The sequence below is a fragment of the Cnuibacter sp. UC19_7 genome, from assembly GCF_042699995.1.
In the GTDB taxonomy this organism is placed as follows: Bacteria; Actinomycetota; Actinomycetes; order Actinomycetales; family Microbacteriaceae; genus Cnuibacter.
On the sequence record NZ_CP170560.1, the window covers coordinates 696,587 to 712,817 of the forward strand.

The 16,231-nt window shown below is 71.1% G+C and carries 16 protein-coding genes; 7 read left to right on the forward strand and 9 right to left on the reverse strand.

Features of this window, described 5'->3' with window-relative positions:
- Window positions 1-27: 27 nt before the first annotated feature.
- Genes ACFJGV_RS03345 through ACFJGV_RS03355 form a run of 3 tightly spaced genes read right to left on the reverse strand, consistent with a single transcriptional unit; the run spans window position 28 to window position 1,990 of the window.
- Window positions 28-720 carry a uracil-DNA glycosylase gene (locus ACFJGV_RS03345; protein WP_378146825.1) on the reverse strand — a complete coding sequence of 231 codons (693 nt, stop codon included), beginning with the start codon at window positions 718-720 and terminating at the stop codon, window positions 28-30.
- Window positions 717-1,484: a peptidase S51 gene (locus ACFJGV_RS03350; RefSeq protein WP_378146826.1), complete on the reverse strand. Its 768-nt coding sequence runs from the start codon at window positions 1,482-1,484 to the stop codon at window positions 717-719. The genes ACFJGV_RS03345 and ACFJGV_RS03350 overlap by 4 nt, the downstream gene beginning before the upstream one ends.
- Window positions 1,451-1,990 (reverse strand): phosphoribosyltransferase, encoded by a 540-nt coding sequence (locus ACFJGV_RS03355; RefSeq protein WP_378146827.1) that lies wholly within the window; start codon window positions 1,988-1,990, stop codon window positions 1,451-1,453. Before ACFJGV_RS03355 ends, ACFJGV_RS03350 begins: the two co-directional genes overlap by 34 nt.
- A gap of 34 nt (window positions 1,991-2,024) precedes the next feature.
- Between ACFJGV_RS03355 and ACFJGV_RS03360 the strand changes: the two genes are divergently transcribed.
- Window positions 2,025-3,521 (forward strand): MFS transporter, encoded by a 1,497-nt coding sequence (locus ACFJGV_RS03360; RefSeq protein ID WP_378146828.1) that lies wholly within the window; start codon window positions 2,025-2,027, stop codon window positions 3,519-3,521.
- Here the strand turns inward: ACFJGV_RS03360 and ACFJGV_RS03365 are convergent.
- Window positions 3,499-4,287, reverse strand: coding sequence for an SDR family oxidoreductase (locus tag ACFJGV_RS03365; RefSeq protein WP_378146829.1), 789 nt, complete (start codon window positions 4,285-4,287; stop codon window positions 3,499-3,501). The two genes, ACFJGV_RS03360 and ACFJGV_RS03365, sit on opposite strands and share 23 nt — an antisense overlap.
- A 98-nt stretch (window positions 4,288-4,385) precedes the next feature.
- On the opposite strand from ACFJGV_RS03365, the gene ACFJGV_RS03370 reads away from it, so the two are divergent.
- The 5 genes from ACFJGV_RS03370 to ACFJGV_RS03390 all read left to right on the forward strand — a co-directional run bounded on the left by ACFJGV_RS03370 (window position 4,386) and on the right by ACFJGV_RS03390 (window position 10,456).
- Window positions 4,386-5,711: a bifunctional o-acetylhomoserine/o-acetylserine sulfhydrylase gene (locus tag ACFJGV_RS03370; RefSeq protein WP_378146831.1), complete on the forward strand. Its 1,326-nt coding sequence runs from the start codon at window positions 4,386-4,388 to the stop codon at window positions 5,709-5,711.
- Between the two features lie 182 nt (window positions 5,712-5,893).
- Window positions 5,894-7,105 (forward strand): homoserine O-acetyltransferase, encoded by a 1,212-nt coding sequence (locus ACFJGV_RS03375; RefSeq protein WP_378146832.1) that lies wholly within the window; start codon window positions 5,894-5,896, stop codon window positions 7,103-7,105.
- Between the two features lie 200 nt (window positions 7,106-7,305).
- Window positions 7,306-8,469: a sensor histidine kinase gene (locus tag ACFJGV_RS03380; RefSeq protein ID WP_378146834.1), complete on the forward strand. Its 1,164-nt coding sequence runs from the start codon at window positions 7,306-7,308 to the stop codon at window positions 8,467-8,469.
- Entirely contained in the window at window positions 8,466-9,713 is a 1,248-nt protein-coding gene (locus tag ACFJGV_RS03385) for a hypothetical protein (RefSeq protein ID WP_378146836.1), read from the forward strand. Before ACFJGV_RS03380 ends, ACFJGV_RS03385 begins: the two co-directional genes overlap by 4 nt.
- Before the next feature lie 23 nt (window positions 9,714-9,736).
- On the forward strand, window positions 9,737-10,456 hold the full coding sequence (locus ACFJGV_RS03390) for a response regulator (RefSeq protein WP_378146838.1): 720 nt from the start codon (window positions 9,737-9,739) through the stop codon (window positions 10,454-10,456).
- A gap of 117 nt (window positions 10,457-10,573) precedes the next feature.
- On the opposite strand, the gene ACFJGV_RS03395 is transcribed toward ACFJGV_RS03390, so the two are convergent.
- Together ACFJGV_RS03395 and ACFJGV_RS03400 are read right to left on the reverse strand one after the other, a co-directional pair.
- Window positions 10,574-10,882, reverse strand: a complete 309-nt coding sequence (locus tag ACFJGV_RS03395) for an MTH1187 family thiamine-binding protein (RefSeq protein ID WP_378146840.1) — start codon at window positions 10,880-10,882, stop codon at window positions 10,574-10,576.
- A gap of 25 nt (window positions 10,883-10,907) precedes the next feature.
- Window positions 10,908-12,182, reverse strand: coding sequence for a glycosyltransferase 87 family protein (locus tag ACFJGV_RS03400; RefSeq protein ID WP_378146842.1), 1,275 nt, complete (start codon window positions 12,180-12,182; stop codon window positions 10,908-10,910).
- Window positions 12,183-12,337: 155 nt separating this feature from the next.
- On the opposite strand from ACFJGV_RS03400, the gene ACFJGV_RS03405 reads away from it, so the two are divergent.
- Complete coding sequence (locus tag ACFJGV_RS03405; RefSeq protein WP_378146844.1) at window positions 12,338-13,000, forward strand: YceI family protein; 663 nt, start codon at window positions 12,338-12,340, stop codon at window positions 12,998-13,000.
- Here ACFJGV_RS03405 and ACFJGV_RS03410 read toward each other — a convergent pair.
- Genes ACFJGV_RS03410 through ACFJGV_RS03420 form a run of 3 tightly spaced genes read right to left on the reverse strand, consistent with a single transcriptional unit; the run spans window position 12,978 to window position 16,195 of the window.
- On the reverse strand, window positions 12,978-13,847 hold the full coding sequence (locus ACFJGV_RS03410) for an NAD(P)H-hydrate dehydratase (protein ID WP_378146845.1): 870 nt from the start codon (window positions 13,845-13,847) through the stop codon (window positions 12,978-12,980). The genes ACFJGV_RS03405 and ACFJGV_RS03410 overlap by 23 nt on opposite strands.
- Window positions 13,828-14,865 carry a hemolysin family protein gene (locus tag ACFJGV_RS03415; protein ID WP_378146846.1) on the reverse strand — a complete coding sequence of 346 codons (1,038 nt, stop codon included), beginning with the start codon at window positions 14,863-14,865 and terminating at the stop codon, window positions 13,828-13,830. Before ACFJGV_RS03415 ends, ACFJGV_RS03410 begins: the two co-directional genes overlap by 20 nt.
- Entirely contained in the window at window positions 14,858-16,195 is a 1,338-nt protein-coding gene (locus ACFJGV_RS03420) for a hemolysin family protein (protein WP_378148613.1), read from the reverse strand. The genes ACFJGV_RS03415 and ACFJGV_RS03420 overlap by 8 nt, the downstream gene beginning before the upstream one ends.
- Between the last annotated feature and the right edge of the window lie 36 nt (window positions 16,196-16,231).

Here is a 16,231-nt window from a genome sequence, read left to right on the forward strand (position 1 = left end):
ATCCGCGCCCTCGCGCGCCGCACACGGTCAGTCCAGCCGCCAGTCGACGGGCTCTGCGCCCTGGTCGACCAGCAGGCGGTTCACCGCCGAGAACGGCTTCGAACCGAAGAAGCCGCGCGAGGCCGACAGCGGGCTGGGATGCGCGCTCGAGACCGACGGCACCGATCCCAGCGCCGGGCGGAGGGATGCCGCGTCGCGGCCCCACAGGATCGCGACGAGCGGTCCGCCGCGCCCGGCGAGCACCTCGATCGCGCGGTCGGTGATCTGCTCCCAGCCCCGGCCGCGGTGGGAACCCGGCTGGCCGGGCTGCACCGTCAGCACCCTGTTGAGCAGCATCACGCCGTTCTCGCTCCACCGCGTGAGGTCGCCGTGCGGCGGGGTCTCGACGCCCAGGTCGTCGCGGAGCTCTCGGTAGATGTTCTGAAGGCTCCGCGGCACCGGGCGCACGTGCCGCTCGACGGCGAACGAGAGCCCGATCGGGTGGCCCGGGGTCGGATACGGATCCTGCCCGACGATGAGCACACGCACGTCGGCCAGCGGCGTGCGAAACGCTCTGAGCACATCCGGACCCGCGGGCAGGTAGCCCCGCCCCTCGGCCGTCTCGGTGCGCAGGAAGTCGCCGAGCGCGGCCAGCGTCGGGCCCACCGGCTCGAGCGCCGCCGCCCATCCGGGATCGATCAGTCCCGCCTCGGCGAGCTGCGGGAGGGACAGTGCGGTCATGCGCCGGGGTCGTCGGACCCGGCGGTCGACACCCGGACGCTGCCGCCGTCGGGCGTCGCCTTCCACACGCTGCCGCGGCCGACCACCGTGAGGGGGCCCGCGCCGACGATGAGGGCGGTGTGCTCGTCGATGGCGACCCCGCCGTCGACCGCGCCGGCCTCCGTCGCGGCGATGAGGCGCGTCACCGTCCCCCACTGGGTGCCGTGCACGTCGACCGCGAGATCGATGAGGCCGATGCCCTGCTCGACGGCGACCTCGTCGAGCTCCTCGCTCGACTCCTCCGGCGCGACCTCGACGCCGCCGATGCGCCACCCGCCCACGATCGCCCGCTCGGCCGCGAGAGCGGCACCCGCCGAGAAGCCGAGGTACGGCACCCCGGAGGCGACGAGCCGGCGGATCTCGAGGAAGGCGGGCTCGAGCGAGACGCGGTAGGCCGGCGTCAGGCCGCCCCAGATGACGATCCCGTCGGCGTCGGCCAACGCCGTCGGCTCGATGGGCGCGTTCTCGGGCGCCAGCACCGCCACGGGCGCGAGCGTCGTGAACTGCGAGTAGTAGGCGACCAGCTCGCCGTACTTCTCGGGGCCGTCGTGGTCGCGCACCAGTACGACGACGAGCCGGGCGCCCTCGAGCTGGCCGGCCGCGACGGCGTGCGCCTCGACCTCCTCGAAGAAGCGGCGGTAGACGGCGCCGTCGGTGACGTCGGGCCAGCCTCCGCCGACGAGGTGGATGCTCACGCGGCCGTCACCGGCGCCTTCGCCGACCACGGGAAGACGATCCATCGATCGGTGGTCTTCCAGTGGTAGTGCGGCGCGATCACCGAACGGGGCTTGATGTACAGCGTCGTCGACCGCACGGTGATGCCCACCCGCTCGAGCAGGTCGACCACGAGGGCCAGGGTGCGGCCGGAGTCGGCGACGTCGTCGACGAGCAGGATCTGCTTGCCGATGAGCGGCTCGTTGTCGAGCAGCGGCGGCAGGATGATCGGCTCGGGCAGGGTCTCCTCGACGTCGGTGTAGAACTCGACGTTCAGACTGCCGCAGCTCTTGGTGCCGAGCGCGTAGGCCAGCGCCCCCGCCGGGATGAGTCCGCCGCGGGCGATCGCGATCACGAAGTCGGGCACGAACCCGTCGTCGGCGATCCGCTGAGCGAGCTCGCGCGTCGCGTCGCCGAAGTCGCCCCAGGTGAGCACCTCGCGCTCGGGCACGGCCTCGCCGCCGCCCTCCGCGACGTCCGATCCCGCTGCGTTCGAATCCTGAGTGGTCGATGCCATGCGACAACGGTACCGGATGCCCTAGCATCCGAAGATGACCGGGAGCACCGCCGTCGGACCTCGTGGCCGCACCACCGTCCTGGGTGTGACGGCGGGCCTCATCGGGTACCTGTTCTTCGTCGAGCTGACGAGCGGGATCATCCAGGGCTACTACGTGCCGCTCATCCCGGATCTCGTCCACCACCTGGGCATCCACGACGCCGACTTCAACTGGTTCGAGGCCGCCCAGCTGCTCCTCTCCGCCATCGTCGTGCCCGTACTCGCGAAGCTCGGCGACATGGTGGGCCACAAGCGGATCCTGCTGATCTCGTCGATCGTCACGGCCGCAGCGACCTGGTGGCTGGCCTTCGCCGGCGACTTCACCTCGTTCCTCGTCGCCTGGGCGTTGCAGGGCTTCTACGTGGTCTGGCTGCCGCTCGAGGTCGCCCTCATCTTCGACCGGGGCCGCCGCACGGGCCGCGGGCCGTCGCAGACCCGGCGCGCCGCGGGCCTGCTCGTGGTCGCCCTCGAGACCGGCGCGATCATCGGTGCCCTCGCCGGAGGCCGCCTCTTCTCCGTGTTCGGCGGCGACGTCACGCTCACGCTGATGATCCCCGCCGTCGCCACGACCCTGGTGATCGTCGCCATCCTGTTCGGAGTGCCCGAGTCGGAGCCCGTGCGGGGCCGCAGCCTCGACACCGGCGGCTTCGTGCTGCTCACGCTCGCCCTGCTGCTGGTGACCAGCGGGCTCACCTTCCTCCGCCTGGAGGGGCCCGGATCGTGGTGGGTGTGGCTCATCATCGTCGTGGGCGTGGCCGCGTTCTACCCGTTCGGCCGCTACGAGCTGCGGCAGCGCGATCCCGCCATCGACCTGCGGATGCTCGCGAAGCCGAGCATGTGGCCTGTCCAGCTCACCGCGGGCCTCGTGGGCATCAGCCTGCTCGGCGCGCAGGCGCCGCTCAGCACCTACGCCGGCACCGACCGCGCCAACGGCTACGGGCTCGGACTCGACTCGAGCGACATCTCCACGCTCATCGGCGCCTACCTGATCTCGATGATCGTGGGCGCGCTGCTGTTCCCCGTGCTCTCGCGGCGTGCCAGTCCCCGGGTCGCGATGATCGTCGCCACGTTCCTCGTCGCCCTCGGCTACTGCCTCTGGCTGCCCTTCCACGCCGAGGTCTGGCAGGGGTTCACGAACATGGCCATCGCCGGACTCGGCTCGGGTGCGCTCGTCGGCGCCCTGCCCGCGGCCGCGGCGGCCGCCGCGCCGACGGGCCACACCGGGATCGCGGCGGGCATGACCAACACGACGAAGACCATCGGCGGCTCGTTCGCCTCCGCGGTGTTCGCCGTCGTGCTGTTCCAGGGCGCCTCGACCGCCGTCGACGCGACGGCCTCGAGCCTCAGCGGCTATCTCATCGTGTGGGCGATCTGCGGAGGGACCGCGCTCGTCGCCGCCGTGCTGCTCTTCTTCGTGCCCCGGTTGGCGTTCGCCGACCCGGAGTCCGAGGCGCTCGCCGCGGCCGCTCCTACCGGTCGCCCGGCTCCTTGACCGCGAGCTCTCCGCGCGCGATCTTGTAGACCGTCGACTGAGCCACCGGCTTGATGATCACGAGGTCGAGGCTGACGTGGGCCGGCATCTCGAGCATCGAGCGGATGGTCAGGGCCACGTCGTCGGCGCTCAGCGGATCGGCGACGCCCTGGTAGACGGCGTCGGCCCGCTCCTGGTCGCCGCCGAAGCGGTTCAGCGAGAACTCCTCGGTCTTGACCATGCCCGGCGCGATCTCGAGCACTCGGATCGGCTCGCCGGACAGGTCGATGCGGAGCGCCTCGACCAGGGCGTGCTCGCCGAACTTCGCGGCGTTGTACCCGCCGCCGCCCTGGTACGGGAAGAAGCCCGCCACGCTCGTCACGGTGAGGATGTCGGCCCCCGGCGCCTGGCCGGACGCGACCGACTCGCGCAGCAGCGGCAGCAGGGCGGTGATGACGCGCTTGGTGGCGAGGACGTTGATCTCGAACATCCAGCGCCAGTCGTCGAGGCTGCCCTCGCCCACGGCGTCCTGTCCCATGGCGCCGCCGGCGTTGTTCACGAGCGTCGTGATGCCGCCCGTGGCGCGCAGGTGATCACGCAGCGCCTCGACGTCGGCGTCCGCCGTGAGGTCGGCGACGAAGACCTCCGCGCCGGTCTCCTCAGCCAGCGTGCGCAGCCGGTCCTCGCGACGGGCCACCGCCACGACCTCCCATCCGCTGGCACGGAGGGACCGCACGGTCGCCTCCCCGATCCCCGAACTGGCTCCTGTCACCACGGCACGTCTCATGCGTCCAGGTTACGGCTCGTGTCGGGCCCGCTTGAACGCGGGTGGCGGCCCTCCCTAACCTCGGGAGCGACCAGAACAACGTCGTCAGGAGAGGACCCATGAGCGAGAACGCCGCGGACTGGAAGTTCGAGACCAAGCAGATCCACTCGGGTGCTCAGCCCGACCCGGTGACCAACGCCAGGGCCACGCCCATCTACCAGACGACGTCCTACGTCTTCAACAGCGCCGACCACGCGAAGAACCTGTTCGCGCTCGCCGAGTTCGGCAACATCTACACGCGCATCCAGAACCCCACCCAGGACGTGGTCGAGCAGCGTGTCGCCGCGCTCGAGGGCGGCACCGCCGCGCTGCTGGTCTCCTCCGGGCAGGCCGCCGAGACGTTCGCGGTGCTCAACATCGCGCAGGCCGGCGATCACATCGTGTCGTCGTCGTCGATCTACGGCGGCACCTACAACCTCTTCAAGTACACGCTGGCGAAGCTCGGCATCGAGACCACGTTCGTCGAGAACCAGGACGACCCGGAGGAGTGGCGCCGCGCCGTCCGCCCGAACACGAAGCTGTTCTTCGCCGAGACCATCGGCAACCCGAAGATCAACATCCTCGACATCGAGCTGGTGTCCGGCGTGGCCCACGAGAACGGGCTGCCGCTCATCGTCGACAACACGATCGCGACCCCGTACCTCATCCGCCCCTTCGAGCACGGCGCCGACATCGTGGTCCACTCGGCCACGAAGTTCCTCGGCGGCCACGGCACGGTCATCGGCGGCGTCATCGTCGACGGCGGCCGCTTCGAGTGGTCGAAGAACGTCGAGCGCTTCCCCGGCCTCACCGAGCCCGACCCGTCATATCACGGCGCGAGCTACACGGGCGTGCTCGGCGACGCGATCGCCTACATCATCAAGGCGCGGGTGCAGCTGCTCCGCGACCTCGGCTCCTCGATCGCGCCGGCCAGCGCGTTCCAGCTCATCCAGGGCATCGAGACGCTCTCCCTCCGTATCGAGCGCCACGTGCAGAACGCCCAGGACATCGCCGAGTGGCTCGACTCGCACGACGACGTCGCCACGGTCTACTACGCGGGGCTGCCGTCGAGCCCCTGGTACGCCGCCGCCAACAAGTACGCGCCGAAGGGCGTCGGCGCCGTGCTCAGCTTCGAGCTCAAGGGCGGCGTGGATGCGGGACGCACCTTCGTCGAGAGCCTGTCGCTGTTCAGCCACCTGGCCAACATCGGCGACGTGCGCTCCCTGGTCATCCACCCCGCCTCGACCACGCACTCGCAGCTGACCCCGGAGCAGCAGCTCACCACGGGGGTCACGCCCGGGCTCGTCCGCCTCTCCGTCGGGCTCGAGAACATCGACGACCTCAAGGCCGATCTCGAGCAGGGCCTCGCCGCGGCCCGCCGCACCGCCGAGGCCGCCCGCGCCTGATCCCCGCCCCTTCGAGCGCCCCGTGTCCTCGGCACGGGGCGCTCGTCGTCGCCGGGCTTTGTCCAGGTTTCCGTCGCGAATCTCCGATTTCGCGACGGAAACCTGGACAAAGCCGGACGAGGGGGGCGGGGCGGCACGTAACAATCGCGCACGGGGTCGCGCCCGTCGCCAGAATGGACACGATGGACTGGCAGACACCTGAGGACACCGTCCCGAGCGGCTTCGTCCCCGACGCCGTCCAGCGCACGCTCGGGCACGCGCTGCCGCCCGCGACCGGTGCCTGGCGGGAGGGCGACCCGGTCGGACGCCGCCGGTTCGTGGAGGTCGCCGACTTCGCGTTCGAGTCCGGGGCGCGGCTGGACCGCATCCGAGTGGCCTACGAGACCTACGGTCGGCTCTCCCCCACCCGCGACAACGCCGTGCTCGTGCTTCACGCGCTCACCGGCGACAGCAACCTCAACCACCCGGCCGAGCCGGGCCATCCGACCGACGGCTGGTGGCCCGGGATCGTGGGCGACGGACTCGCGCTCGACACCGAGCGCTGGTTCGTCGTCGCGCCGAACATGCTCGGCGGCTGCCAGGGCACGACCGGGCCCTCCTCCATCGGCCCCGACGGTGTCGAGTGGGGCACGAGCTTCCCGTACACGACGATCCGGGATCAGGTCGCCGCTCAGCGCGCGGTCGCACAGCACCTCGGCATCGACCGCTGGGCCGCGGTGATCGGCGGGTCGATGGGCGGGATGCACGCCCTCGAGTGGGCGGTGTCGCATCCGGATGAGGTGGAGCGGCTGGCCGTCATCGCCGCGCCCGCCTCGTCGTCGGCCGACCAGATCGCACTCAACTCCGTCCAGATGGAGGCGGTGCGCACCGACCCCCTGTTCCACGACGGCGCCTACTACGACGAGATCGACGGCGAGGGGCCGCACCGCGGTCTCGCGCTGGCGCGACGGATGGCGCTCCTCAACTACCGCAGCCCGTCGGAGCTCAACGACCGCTTCCAGCGCAGCTGGCAGAGCGGCATCAGTCCGCTGGGCCACGGCGGCAGATTCGCCGTCGAGTCGTACCTCGACTTCCACGGCAACAAGTTCACTCGGCGCTTCGACGCCAACAGCTACATCACCCTCGTCGAGGCGATGAACAGCCACGACGTCGGTCGCGGGCGGGGCGGGGTGGTCGAGGCACTGCAATCTGTGACCGCCACATCGCTCGTGCTCGGCATCGACAGCGACCGGCTCTTCCCCGTCGCCGATCAGGAGCTGATCGCCCGGCACCTCCCGCGCACCATCCACGGCAGTGCTCCGGTCGTGCTCGAGTCGCCCTTCGGGCACGACGGGTTCCTCATCGAGTTCGACGAGGTGGGCAGGCACCTGTCCGGGCTCCTCGAGACGACCTGATCCCCCGCCCGCATGCGCACGCATCCGCGGGGAAAGACGAAGCCGGGAAGCCCGCATCGTCTGCGCGCTTCCCGGCTGCACTCCCCCCAGGCCCTCTCTCAGGCTACGTTCCGGGTGCAGGACCGGCGTCCCCCAGTAGTGGGGCTTGTCGGCTGTACGATGCGGAGTGTGACCCACCGCCGCCCCGCGATCGAGTGCTGATGCCACGGCCCGACCGCGAACGCAGGCGCCTGATCACACGGACGGTCCGGGTGCTCGGGCTGGCGTTCACCGGATGCTCGTTCATCCTCGTCGCGGTCTCGGGCGCCGCCGCCCCGGAGCGCGCGATCGTGCCGGCGATCCTCCTCGTCGCGGTAGGCGTCGCGTTCGTGCTCCTGGGGCGGGCCCGCACCTGGTTCCGCCCTGTCCTCACCTACGGGCTCGGCGTCGCCGTCCTCGCCGCCTCGTGCCTGCCCGCGACACTCCCTCGCGACGAGATCGAGGCCGCGGGCATCCAGCTCTTCGCCTCGACCGCCATGCCGTCCCTCCTCATCACCCTCTCCGGACAGCGGTGGCGGACCCTCGCGATCGTGGGGTCCTTCCTCCCCGTCATCGCGCTCACCCTGCTCGCTACCGCCCAAGCGCAACCCCTCGCCCTCACCGCGCTCTCGGTGGTCATCGGCTGGATCGCCTTCTCGATCGTGTCGCACTGGCTCGGCGCGAGCATCGACCGCGCCGCCGCCGGCATCGACCGGCTGAAGCACGCGCACGCGGGCGAACGTCTGGCCAGCGAGCGGGAGGCGAGCCGCCGGCGGAACGCCCGGCTGCTGCACGACACCGTCCTCGCCACTCTCACGCTCCTCGCGCACTCCGGGGTGGGCGTGAACGCGGGCGCTCTCAGACATCAGGCGGCGGAGGACGCTCGACTGCTGCGACAGCTGCGCCTCGGCGGCTCCCCCACACCTACCGTCTCCGGCAGCTACAACCTCGAGCCTGTCGAGACCAGCGACCTCGGTCACACCCTCGAGTCGGTCAAGCAGCGCTTCGGTCACCTCGGCCTCGAGGTGGCGTGGCACGGCACCGGACACGTGCTGCTCCGCAGCGACGTGCTCGACGCGTTCCTGCTCTCGCTCTCCGAATGCCTCGAGAACGTCCGCAGGCACTCCGGTGTCGGCGCGGCCGACGTGACGATCACCGAAGACGACACGACCGTCCGCGCCATGGTGACGGATGAGGGGGTCGGGTTCGACCTCTCCTCCGTCGATGTCGAACGGCTCGGGATCGCCGAGTCGGTGATGGCGCGCATCCGCGACGTCGGCGGCAACGTGCGACTCTTCTCGGCGCCCGGATCGGGGACCACGGTCGTGCTCGAGGTTCCGCGATGAGCACGATCGATCCCAAGGCCGACGAGACCGGCGTCCTCACCCGGCTGGTGCGCGCCAGGAGGCTCGGCCCGCAGGCGGTCGACGAGGTCCGCGCCGGGATCGAGCGCGACTCGACCCTCGGGCTGCGCTACCTCGGTGTCGGCGCCACCCTCGTCGGCGTGCTGATGCTCGTGCGGGGCGTGACCGCGTATCTCGCGGACTGGCGGGCCGATCCGGAGTTCCTCGTGCTCGCCGTGGCGTGGGCGCTCGTGCTCGTCGCGTTCGTCGCCATCCAGGTCACGGTCCGGTCCACTCGCGGCCACCTGCCGACACGCGCCTTCGCCGGGCTCCTCGTCTGCGATGCGGTGGCGCTCGCGGCCGACCTCTGGGTCACCGCGGTCTCACCGTCGCCCGCGTCGTTCAGCATCGCGATCGGCGTCGGAGCCACGCTCGTGGGGTGCGTCGCCGTGAGGTCGACGGTCGAGATCCTCGGCGCCACCTCGGCGCTCGCGGCCGTCCTGCTCGTCGTCATCGTCTCGCAGTCGCTCGCCGCAGGTGTCGAACCGGGCAGCCGCGTCGCCTACGCCATGGTGGCGGTCGTCCCGCCGTACGCGGCCGTGTGGCTCGTTCGGGCCTTCAGCACCTTCGTGCAGCGCGCGCTCGACCGCAGCGTCGTCGAGAGCACGATCGGCACGGCGCGATTCAGCGCCGGCATCCTCGCCTCGAAGGAGCTGAGCCGGCTCGACCTCGAGGCCGAGGAGCTGCTGCAGGACGTCGCGCAGGGCGAGATCCGCCTGCCCCTCGACGCCGCCGAGGCCGAGCGCGCCGCGACGCTCGCGGCACGGCTGCGGGTGCGTCTCATCGGCGGCCGCAAGGAGACGTGGCTCCATCACGCGCTCGCCGAGTCGGAGGTGCTCGGCCCCGTCGTCACACTCGAGGACCTCGACGGAAGCGCCGCCTACCTCGATCCTCGCCAGCGCGACGGCCTGCTCTCGGCCATCTGGCTCCTGGCCGACGACAGCGCGCTCTTCGACCCACGCCTGCACATCACGGTCGGTCGGCGTCGCGGATCCGAGCAGAGCGTCGCCGTCGATATGATGGTGCTGCCGATCGTGCTCTCCATCACCGGTCTCGCGAGGCGGCGCATCGATCCGGCTGTCTGGCCGGCCCTCGAACGCGTCGGCCGCTACACCGAGGATGCGCGCCGGGAGCGGATCCGGATACGCGTCGATGCCGTCGTCGCGGTACCTGACGCCTCCCGCTGAGGAGGACACGAGGAGGGGCACCAGTGACGACCGCCGACACGACGAGCGCACCCGGGCGTGATCGCATCCGACTCGCCATCGTCGACGACCACCGCATGCTCCTCGGAGCGCTGACCCAGTGGATCGGCGGGGCCGCCGACGACATCGAGGTCAGCGCGGCCGTCTCGACGTGGCCCGACCTCCTCACCCACGAGGCGTTCCCCGTCGACGTCGTGCTGCTCGACCTCGACCTCAAGGACAACCTCCCGGTCTCGGTGAAGCTGCGCGCGCTCAAGTCGGCAGGCGTCAAGACGGTGCTGATGAGCACGTACTCCGAGCCGGGAATCGTGCGCGAGGCCATCGCCGCCGGCGCGCTCGGCTACCTCGTGAAGACCGAGGAGGCCGACATGATCGTCGAGGCCATCCGTGCGGCCTCCGTCGGCGACAGCTTCATCTCCACCGAGCTCGACCTCGCCCTCTCGGCCGAGGACCTCGACTCGGCGCCGCGCCTGTCGGCTCAGGAGCGGCGGGTGATGGCGCTCTACGGCGGCGGCGAGCCGGTGAAGCAGGTGGCGAAGGCGCTCGACATCTCGGAGGAGACGGCGAAGTCGTACCTCAAGCGCATCCGCGAGAAGTACCGCCTGGTCGGCATCGACGTCGGTACGAAGGTCGCCCTGCGCAAGCGCGCCATCCAGGACGGCCTCCTCCCCCGCGACGACTTCCTCACCTCGCCCGCCCCCATGGCCGACGAGCCCCTCGACTGACTCCCGCTCCCGCCGAGTCGCGAGAACCCGCGCGACTGCCCGCGCCCGAGAAGGGCGCCTTCTCGCGACTCGGCGAAGATGCGGGAGCACACTGGGTTCTCGCGACTCGGCCGGGGGTCAGTCGAGGTCGGAGAGGGCCTGCTCGAGGCGGTCGAGCTTGCCCGTGAGCTCGCCCGTGTGGCCGGGACGGATGTCGGCCTTCAGCACCAGGGAGATGCGCGAGCCGAAGGGGGCGACCGCCTCGGTGGCGCGACGGACGACGTCGAAGACCTCGTCCCACTCCCCCTCGATGGTGGTGAACATCGAGTCGGTGCGGTTCGGCAGGCCCGAGTCGCGGACCACCTTGACGGCGGCGGCGACGGCGTCGTGGACGCTGCCGTCCGCGCGTCCGGTGCCGGACGGGGCGACGGAGAAGGCGACGAGCACGATGGACCTCCCGCGCGGGGCGGGATCAGGCGACCGGTCGGCTCTTCTCGCCGACGACGTGGTCGATACCGCCGGAATGACGATCGCCGCGCGCTCTCCTACTCTGCCACAGCAGCACCAGCGCGTACCCGAACAGGGCGACGGTGAGCAGGTTGCGGAGGGTCAGCACCGTGAGCATCACCGGGTCGAGCCCTAGGATCTCGTCGTAACCGATCGGATAGATGATCTGCGTCAGCAGCGCCTGCACCAGTACGAGCGCCGCCGGCACGAGGAAGCGCCGGCCGAGCGTGACGATCCCGAGGATCACCGGCGCCGACAGCCACACCACGAACTGCGGAGACCCCACCTTGTTGAACACCATGAGGGCTGTGATCAGCGCCAGCACGAGAGGCGGCAGCACCGCCGTCCGTGACCCGCCCCGACGCACGACGACCACGGCGAGCACGAGCACGACCGCCGTGGCCACCACGAGCAGCGGGGTGGTGAGGGTGGCGATGAGGTCGGATCCCGGACCCGTGACCTGGAACGTCAGGATCTCGGTCGAGTAGTACACCTGCCCCTGGCCCGCGTACGCCAGCCAGAGCCAGATCGACGCGAACGGGGCCTCGATCTGCAGCCCTCGTCCCGTCTGCTCCGTGACGAAGCTGAACGCGTTCATGCCCGAGCCGAGCAGCAGGGCCAGCACCAGGATCGACACCAGGGTGATGCCGGCGGCGACCAGCACCCGCATCCGCCGCCGCACGGCGATGACCACCCCGACCAGCACGGCGGCCGGCCAGACCTTCACCCAGGTGGCGAGCGCCAGCAGCACCCCGGCCAGGGCCGGGCGGCTGGCCACGACCAGCAGCCCGCCGATCACGAGGTCGACGGTGAAGATGTCGATGCGGCCGACGGCGACCGGGCCGAGGAGCAGCAGGAAGACGAGCCACCACCAGGCGGCGGCGAGCCTCGTCGTTCGTCCCGCACCGCCGGGCCGGATGCGCCCCACGAGGTAAGCGAAGACGACCGCGTCGGCGAGCGTCACGATGACCATCCAGCCGATGCCGTAGTCGTCGATGCCGAGCACCAGCGAGGCGAGCATGGGGACGATCGCGAGCAGGGGGTAGACCCACGGCCCGTCGATGCCGAGGCGATCGCCGGAGAGCCACTGCTCGACCCAGCCCCGGTAGACGTTGGTGACATCGCCGAACGGCATGCTCGGATGCGTGAGGCCATCCCAGCCGAGCCAGATGTGCACGCCGAGGAACACGACCCACAGCACGATGGGGTTCGCGCCGAGTCGGCGGATCACGGAGAGCACGACGAACATCCTAGAGGGCGGCCACCTCGCCGCCGTGCAGGGTCGCGCCCTCCCTCCCGGCCGACGCCCCGGCTGCTCCCAGCCCTCGCTCACGTGGGCTTGATTGACTTCCTCGGACCGACCCGAGAGAAGTGCTGTTGAGAAACACGACCAGAATGACCGTCGTCGCGCTGACGGGTGTCTTCGCCGTCGGCGTCGTCGTGGTCGTCGCTGCGCCGATCCTCTCGAGCTCGCTCGCCTCGAGCGCGCCGGCGTCGGTGCAGGGCGTCGTGCCCACGGTGGTCGGCACCGAGCCGAGCGACGACGAGACCTCGGCGGCCGCCGACTCCGACGCCCCGGTGTGGACCCTCGGCAGCGACTCCAGCGTGCGCTTCCGCGTGGTCGACGGCGATGACGACGACGTGATCTCGAGCGCCGCCACCGGCATCTCGGGCTCGCTCACGATGTCCGACGGCGTGCTGTCGCAGGCGGAGTTCGTGGTCGACCTGGCCTCGACGCCGATCGAGACGACCCGCGCCGACGAGGGCTTGCTCAGCGCACTCTCCGCGGCCGCGTCGGGCAACCCGATGGCGTCGTTCGTCCTCACCTCACCGGCCAGCGTCGGCGGCGAGGACGGCACGTACTCCACCGCCATCGTCGGCACCCTCACCGTGTCGGGCCGGGCGATCCCGGTCTCGTCGGTGGCCGAGATCACGATCGACGGCTCGACCGGCAGTCTCGTGGCATCGATCCCGATGAAGCTCTCCGACTACGGAGTCCCCGGCGACGGCGTGTCGGCGTACTTCGACATGCACCTCACGCTGGCCGACCAGAGCTGAGCTCCGCCACCACGGCGGGCAGCCGCTGGGCGATGTCGAGCGCCACGATCGGGCCCCCGCCCGATGCGAGGGCCGCGGCCCGCGCGTGGAGCAGCGCCCCCGTCGCCGCCAGCGACACGAGGGCGTCGGGGTCGCCGGCGATCCGCGCCGCGTTCGTGGCCACGAGCGCTCCGAGGGCGCCGGCGAGCACGTCGCCCGCGCCCGCGGTCGCCGTCCAGGACGTGGTCGAGGTGACCGTCAGGCGGTCCCCCTCCGCCGAGCAGATGTGCGTGACGAACCCTTTGAGGAGCACGGTGCATCCGGTCAGGCGCGCCGCGGCCAGGGCCCAGCGGCGCGGCTCGGTCGTGATCGCCGTGCGGTCGACGCGCTCACCGTGAGCCTCGAGCAGGCGCTGCAGCTCCCCGGCATGTGGGGTGAGGATGCACAGCCCCGTCACGTCGTCGACCCGGTCGAGCGCCCCGGCGTCGAGGACGAGCGGCAGACCGCTCCGGATGGCCTCGTCGAGCTTCGCGGCGGCCTCCGGCGACCGAGACGACGCGTCGGTACCGGATCCGGCGAGCCATGCCTGCACGCGCCCGTCGGAGGTGACGACCTCCGGACGGGCCCGCAGCACGAAGTCGGTGGGCCGTTCCTCGGCCAGGTAGCGCACCATCCCGACGCCGGTCCGGGTCGCCGCCTCGACGCCCAGCACGGCCGCGCCGGGGTACTCGGGCGACCCCGTGAGCATCCCGAGCACACCCCGCGAGTACTTGTCGTCGTCGGGACCGGGAACCGCGATGCAGCGCGCGGCGTCGAGCTCGGTCAGCTCGCGCCAGCCCTCCGCCGGGTCAGCGTCGCGAGGTGGCATCCTGCACCTCCCCGACGAGCTCCTCGATGATGTCCTCGAGGAACAGGACGCCGGTCGTGGCGCCCTCCTGGGTGAACGACCGCGACAGGTGGCTCCCCGTGCGGCGCATCGCCGCGAGGGCGTCCTCGAGGTCGGTGCCCTCGTAGACGCCGGGGATGCGGCGGATGCGCTTGGCCGGGATGGGCAGGTCGAACTCGTCGTCGTCGAGGTCGATCACGTCCTTCAGATGCACATACCCGGCGGGCTCGCCCGACGCATCGAGCACGACATAGCGGGAGAAGCCGTACTTGGCCACCGCCCGTTCGACGTCGGTCGGCGTCGCGGTGGGCGGCAGGCTCACCAGCTCCGACAGCGGGACGGCGACCTCCAGGACCTTCTTCGTCGTGAACTCGAACGCGGCGGACAGGGTGCCCGCCGTGTCGGAGAGCATGCCCTCCCTCGTCGACTGCTCGACGATCGTCTCCACCTCGTCGAGCGTGAACGCGCTCGCGGCCTCGCTCTTCGGCTCCACCCGGAACAGGCGGAGGGCGGCGTTCGCCGTGGCGTTGAGCGCCACCGTGATCGGCCGCACCACGCGCCCGATGGCGACGAGCGGGGTCGCGAGGAGCAGCACCGCCCGGTCGGGCACCGTGAACGACAGGTTCTTCGGCACCATCTCGCCGAGCACGACGTGGAGGAACGACACCAGCACGAGCGTGATGACGAACGCGATCGTGCCGATCGCCTCCTCGGGGAGCCCGGTGAGGTGCAGCGGCACCTCCAGGAGGTGGTGGATGGCCGGCTCGGACACGTTGAGGATGAGCAGCGAGCAGACCGTGATGCCGAGCTGGCAGGTCGCCAGCATGAGGGTGGCGTGCTCCATCGCCCACAGCGCTGTGCGGGCGCGAGCGGAACCGGCCTCGGCGAGCGGCTCGATCTGAGACCGGCGGGCGGAGATGACCGCGAACTCCGCGGCCACGAAGAAGGCGTTGCCGGCGAGCAGCAGGACGAGCCAGAGGATCCCGAGCCAATCAGACATCGCGCACCTCCTTCCTTGACGACGGGGCGCCCTCGGAGGACGCACCGCCCTCCGGTGCGGCGGGCAGGAAGCGGAGACGGTCGATCCGTCTGCCGTCGAGACGCTCGACCACCAGTGCCCCCTCGTCGATCCCCACCCGGTCGCCGACCTCGGGCACTCGGCCCAGGCGTGCCATCACGAAGCCGCCCACCGTCTCGTACGGGCCGTCATCCGGCACGTAGATCCCCGCCTGGTCGGCGAGCTCGTCGGGTCGGAGGATGCCGGGGAAGGTCGTCTCGCCGCGGGTCTTGACGATGGCGGCGAAGCGGCGGTCGTGCTCGTCGACCAGCTCGCCGACCAGCTCCTCGACGACGTCCTCCAGCGTGACCACACCGGCGGTGCCGCCGTACTCGTCGACGACCACCGCCATCTGATAGCCGCGGCCCCGCACCTCGCCGAGGAGCGAGTCGAGCATCATCGTCTCGGGCACGCGCACGATGTCGGTGGCGATCGCCGACACCGGCACGTCGCGCCGCCGCTCGCGAGGGATGGAGACCGCCTGCTTGACGTGGACGACGCCGACGATGTCGTCGATGTTGTCGTCGATCACGGGGAAGCGGCTGTGCCCGGTGGCGGCGGCGAGGTCGAGCACGGCGATCGACGGGTCGGAGCGGCGGACGCTCACCACGGCCGGTCGGGCGGTCATCGCGTCGGCCGCGGTGTGGGTGGAGAACTGCAGCGTGCGGTCGAGGAGGGTGGCGGTGTCCTCCTCGAGGGTGCCCTGCATCGCCGATCGGCGCACGAGCGACGACAGCTCGTCGGCGGTCCGCGCCCCGGACAGCTCCTCCTTGGGTTCGATGCCCATGAGCCGGAGGAGCGCGTTGGCGCTGTTGTTGAGGAGCGACACGGCCGGCCGGAACACCATCGTGAACACGAGTTGGAAGGGCACGACCACGCGGGCGGTGGGCAACGGCAGCGCGAGGGCGAAGTTCTTGGGCACGAGCTCGCCCACGATCATCGACAGGAGCGTCGCGATGACGATGCCGACCACGGTCGCGATCACCGGGACCACGACCTCGGGGATGCCGATCGAGGTCATCGGCCCGGCGAGCAGGCTGCTGATGGCCGGCTCCATGGTGAAACCGGTGAGGAGCGTCGTGAGCGTGATGCCCAGCTGAGCGCTCGAGAGGTGCGTCGAGGTGTGACGCAGGGCGGTGATGGTCGGGGTGAGTCCGCGTTCGCCGCGCTCGGTGCGAGCCTCGAGCTCGGACCGGTCGAGGTTGACGAGCGAGAACTCGGACGCCACGAAGAAGCCGGTGCCGACGGTGAGCAGCACGCCGACGCCCACCATGATCCACTCAAAGAGCACCGCGGCACCCTTCGGCGG

Bases quoted from the DNA above. Each gene is read 5' to 3' on its own strand.
- ACFJGV_RS03415 (WP_378146846.1), bottom strand. From the start codon at position 14,865: ATGTCTGATTGGCTCGGGATCCTCTGGCTCGTCCTGCTGCTCGCCGGC.
- ACFJGV_RS03355 (WP_378146827.1), bottom strand. From the start codon at position 1,990: ATGGCATCGACCACTCAGGATTCGAACGCAGCGGGATCGGACGTCGCG.
- ACFJGV_RS03420 (WP_378148613.1), bottom strand. From the start codon at position 16,195: ATGGTGGGCGTCGGCGTGCTGCTCACCGTCGGCACCGGCTTCTTCGTG.
- ACFJGV_RS03385 (WP_378146836.1), top strand. From the start codon at position 8,466: ATGAGCACGATCGATCCCAAGGCCGACGAGACCGGCGTCCTCACCCGG.
- ACFJGV_RS03365 (WP_378146829.1), bottom strand. From the start codon at position 4,287: ATGAGACGTGCCGTGGTGACAGGAGCCAGTTCGGGGATCGGGGAGGCG.
- ACFJGV_RS03345 (WP_378146825.1), bottom strand. From the start codon at position 720: ATGACCGCACTGTCCCTCCCGCAGCTCGCCGAGGCGGGACTGATCGAT.
- ACFJGV_RS03405 (WP_378146844.1), top strand. From the start codon at position 12,338: ATGACCGTCGTCGCGCTGACGGGTGTCTTCGCCGTCGGCGTCGTCGTG.
- ACFJGV_RS03380 (WP_378146834.1), top strand. From the start codon at position 7,306: ATGCCACGGCCCGACCGCGAACGCAGGCGCCTGATCACACGGACGGTC.
- ACFJGV_RS03360 (WP_378146828.1), top strand. From the start codon at position 2,025: ATGACCGGGAGCACCGCCGTCGGACCTCGTGGCCGCACCACCGTCCTG.
- ACFJGV_RS03410 (WP_378146845.1), bottom strand. From the start codon at position 13,847: ATGCCACCTCGCGACGCTGACCCGGCGGAGGGCTGGCGCGAGCTGACC.
- ACFJGV_RS03375 (WP_378146832.1), top strand. From the start codon at position 5,894: ATGGACTGGCAGACACCTGAGGACACCGTCCCGAGCGGCTTCGTCCCC.
- ACFJGV_RS03370 (WP_378146831.1), top strand. From the start codon at position 4,386: ATGAGCGAGAACGCCGCGGACTGGAAGTTCGAGACCAAGCAGATCCAC.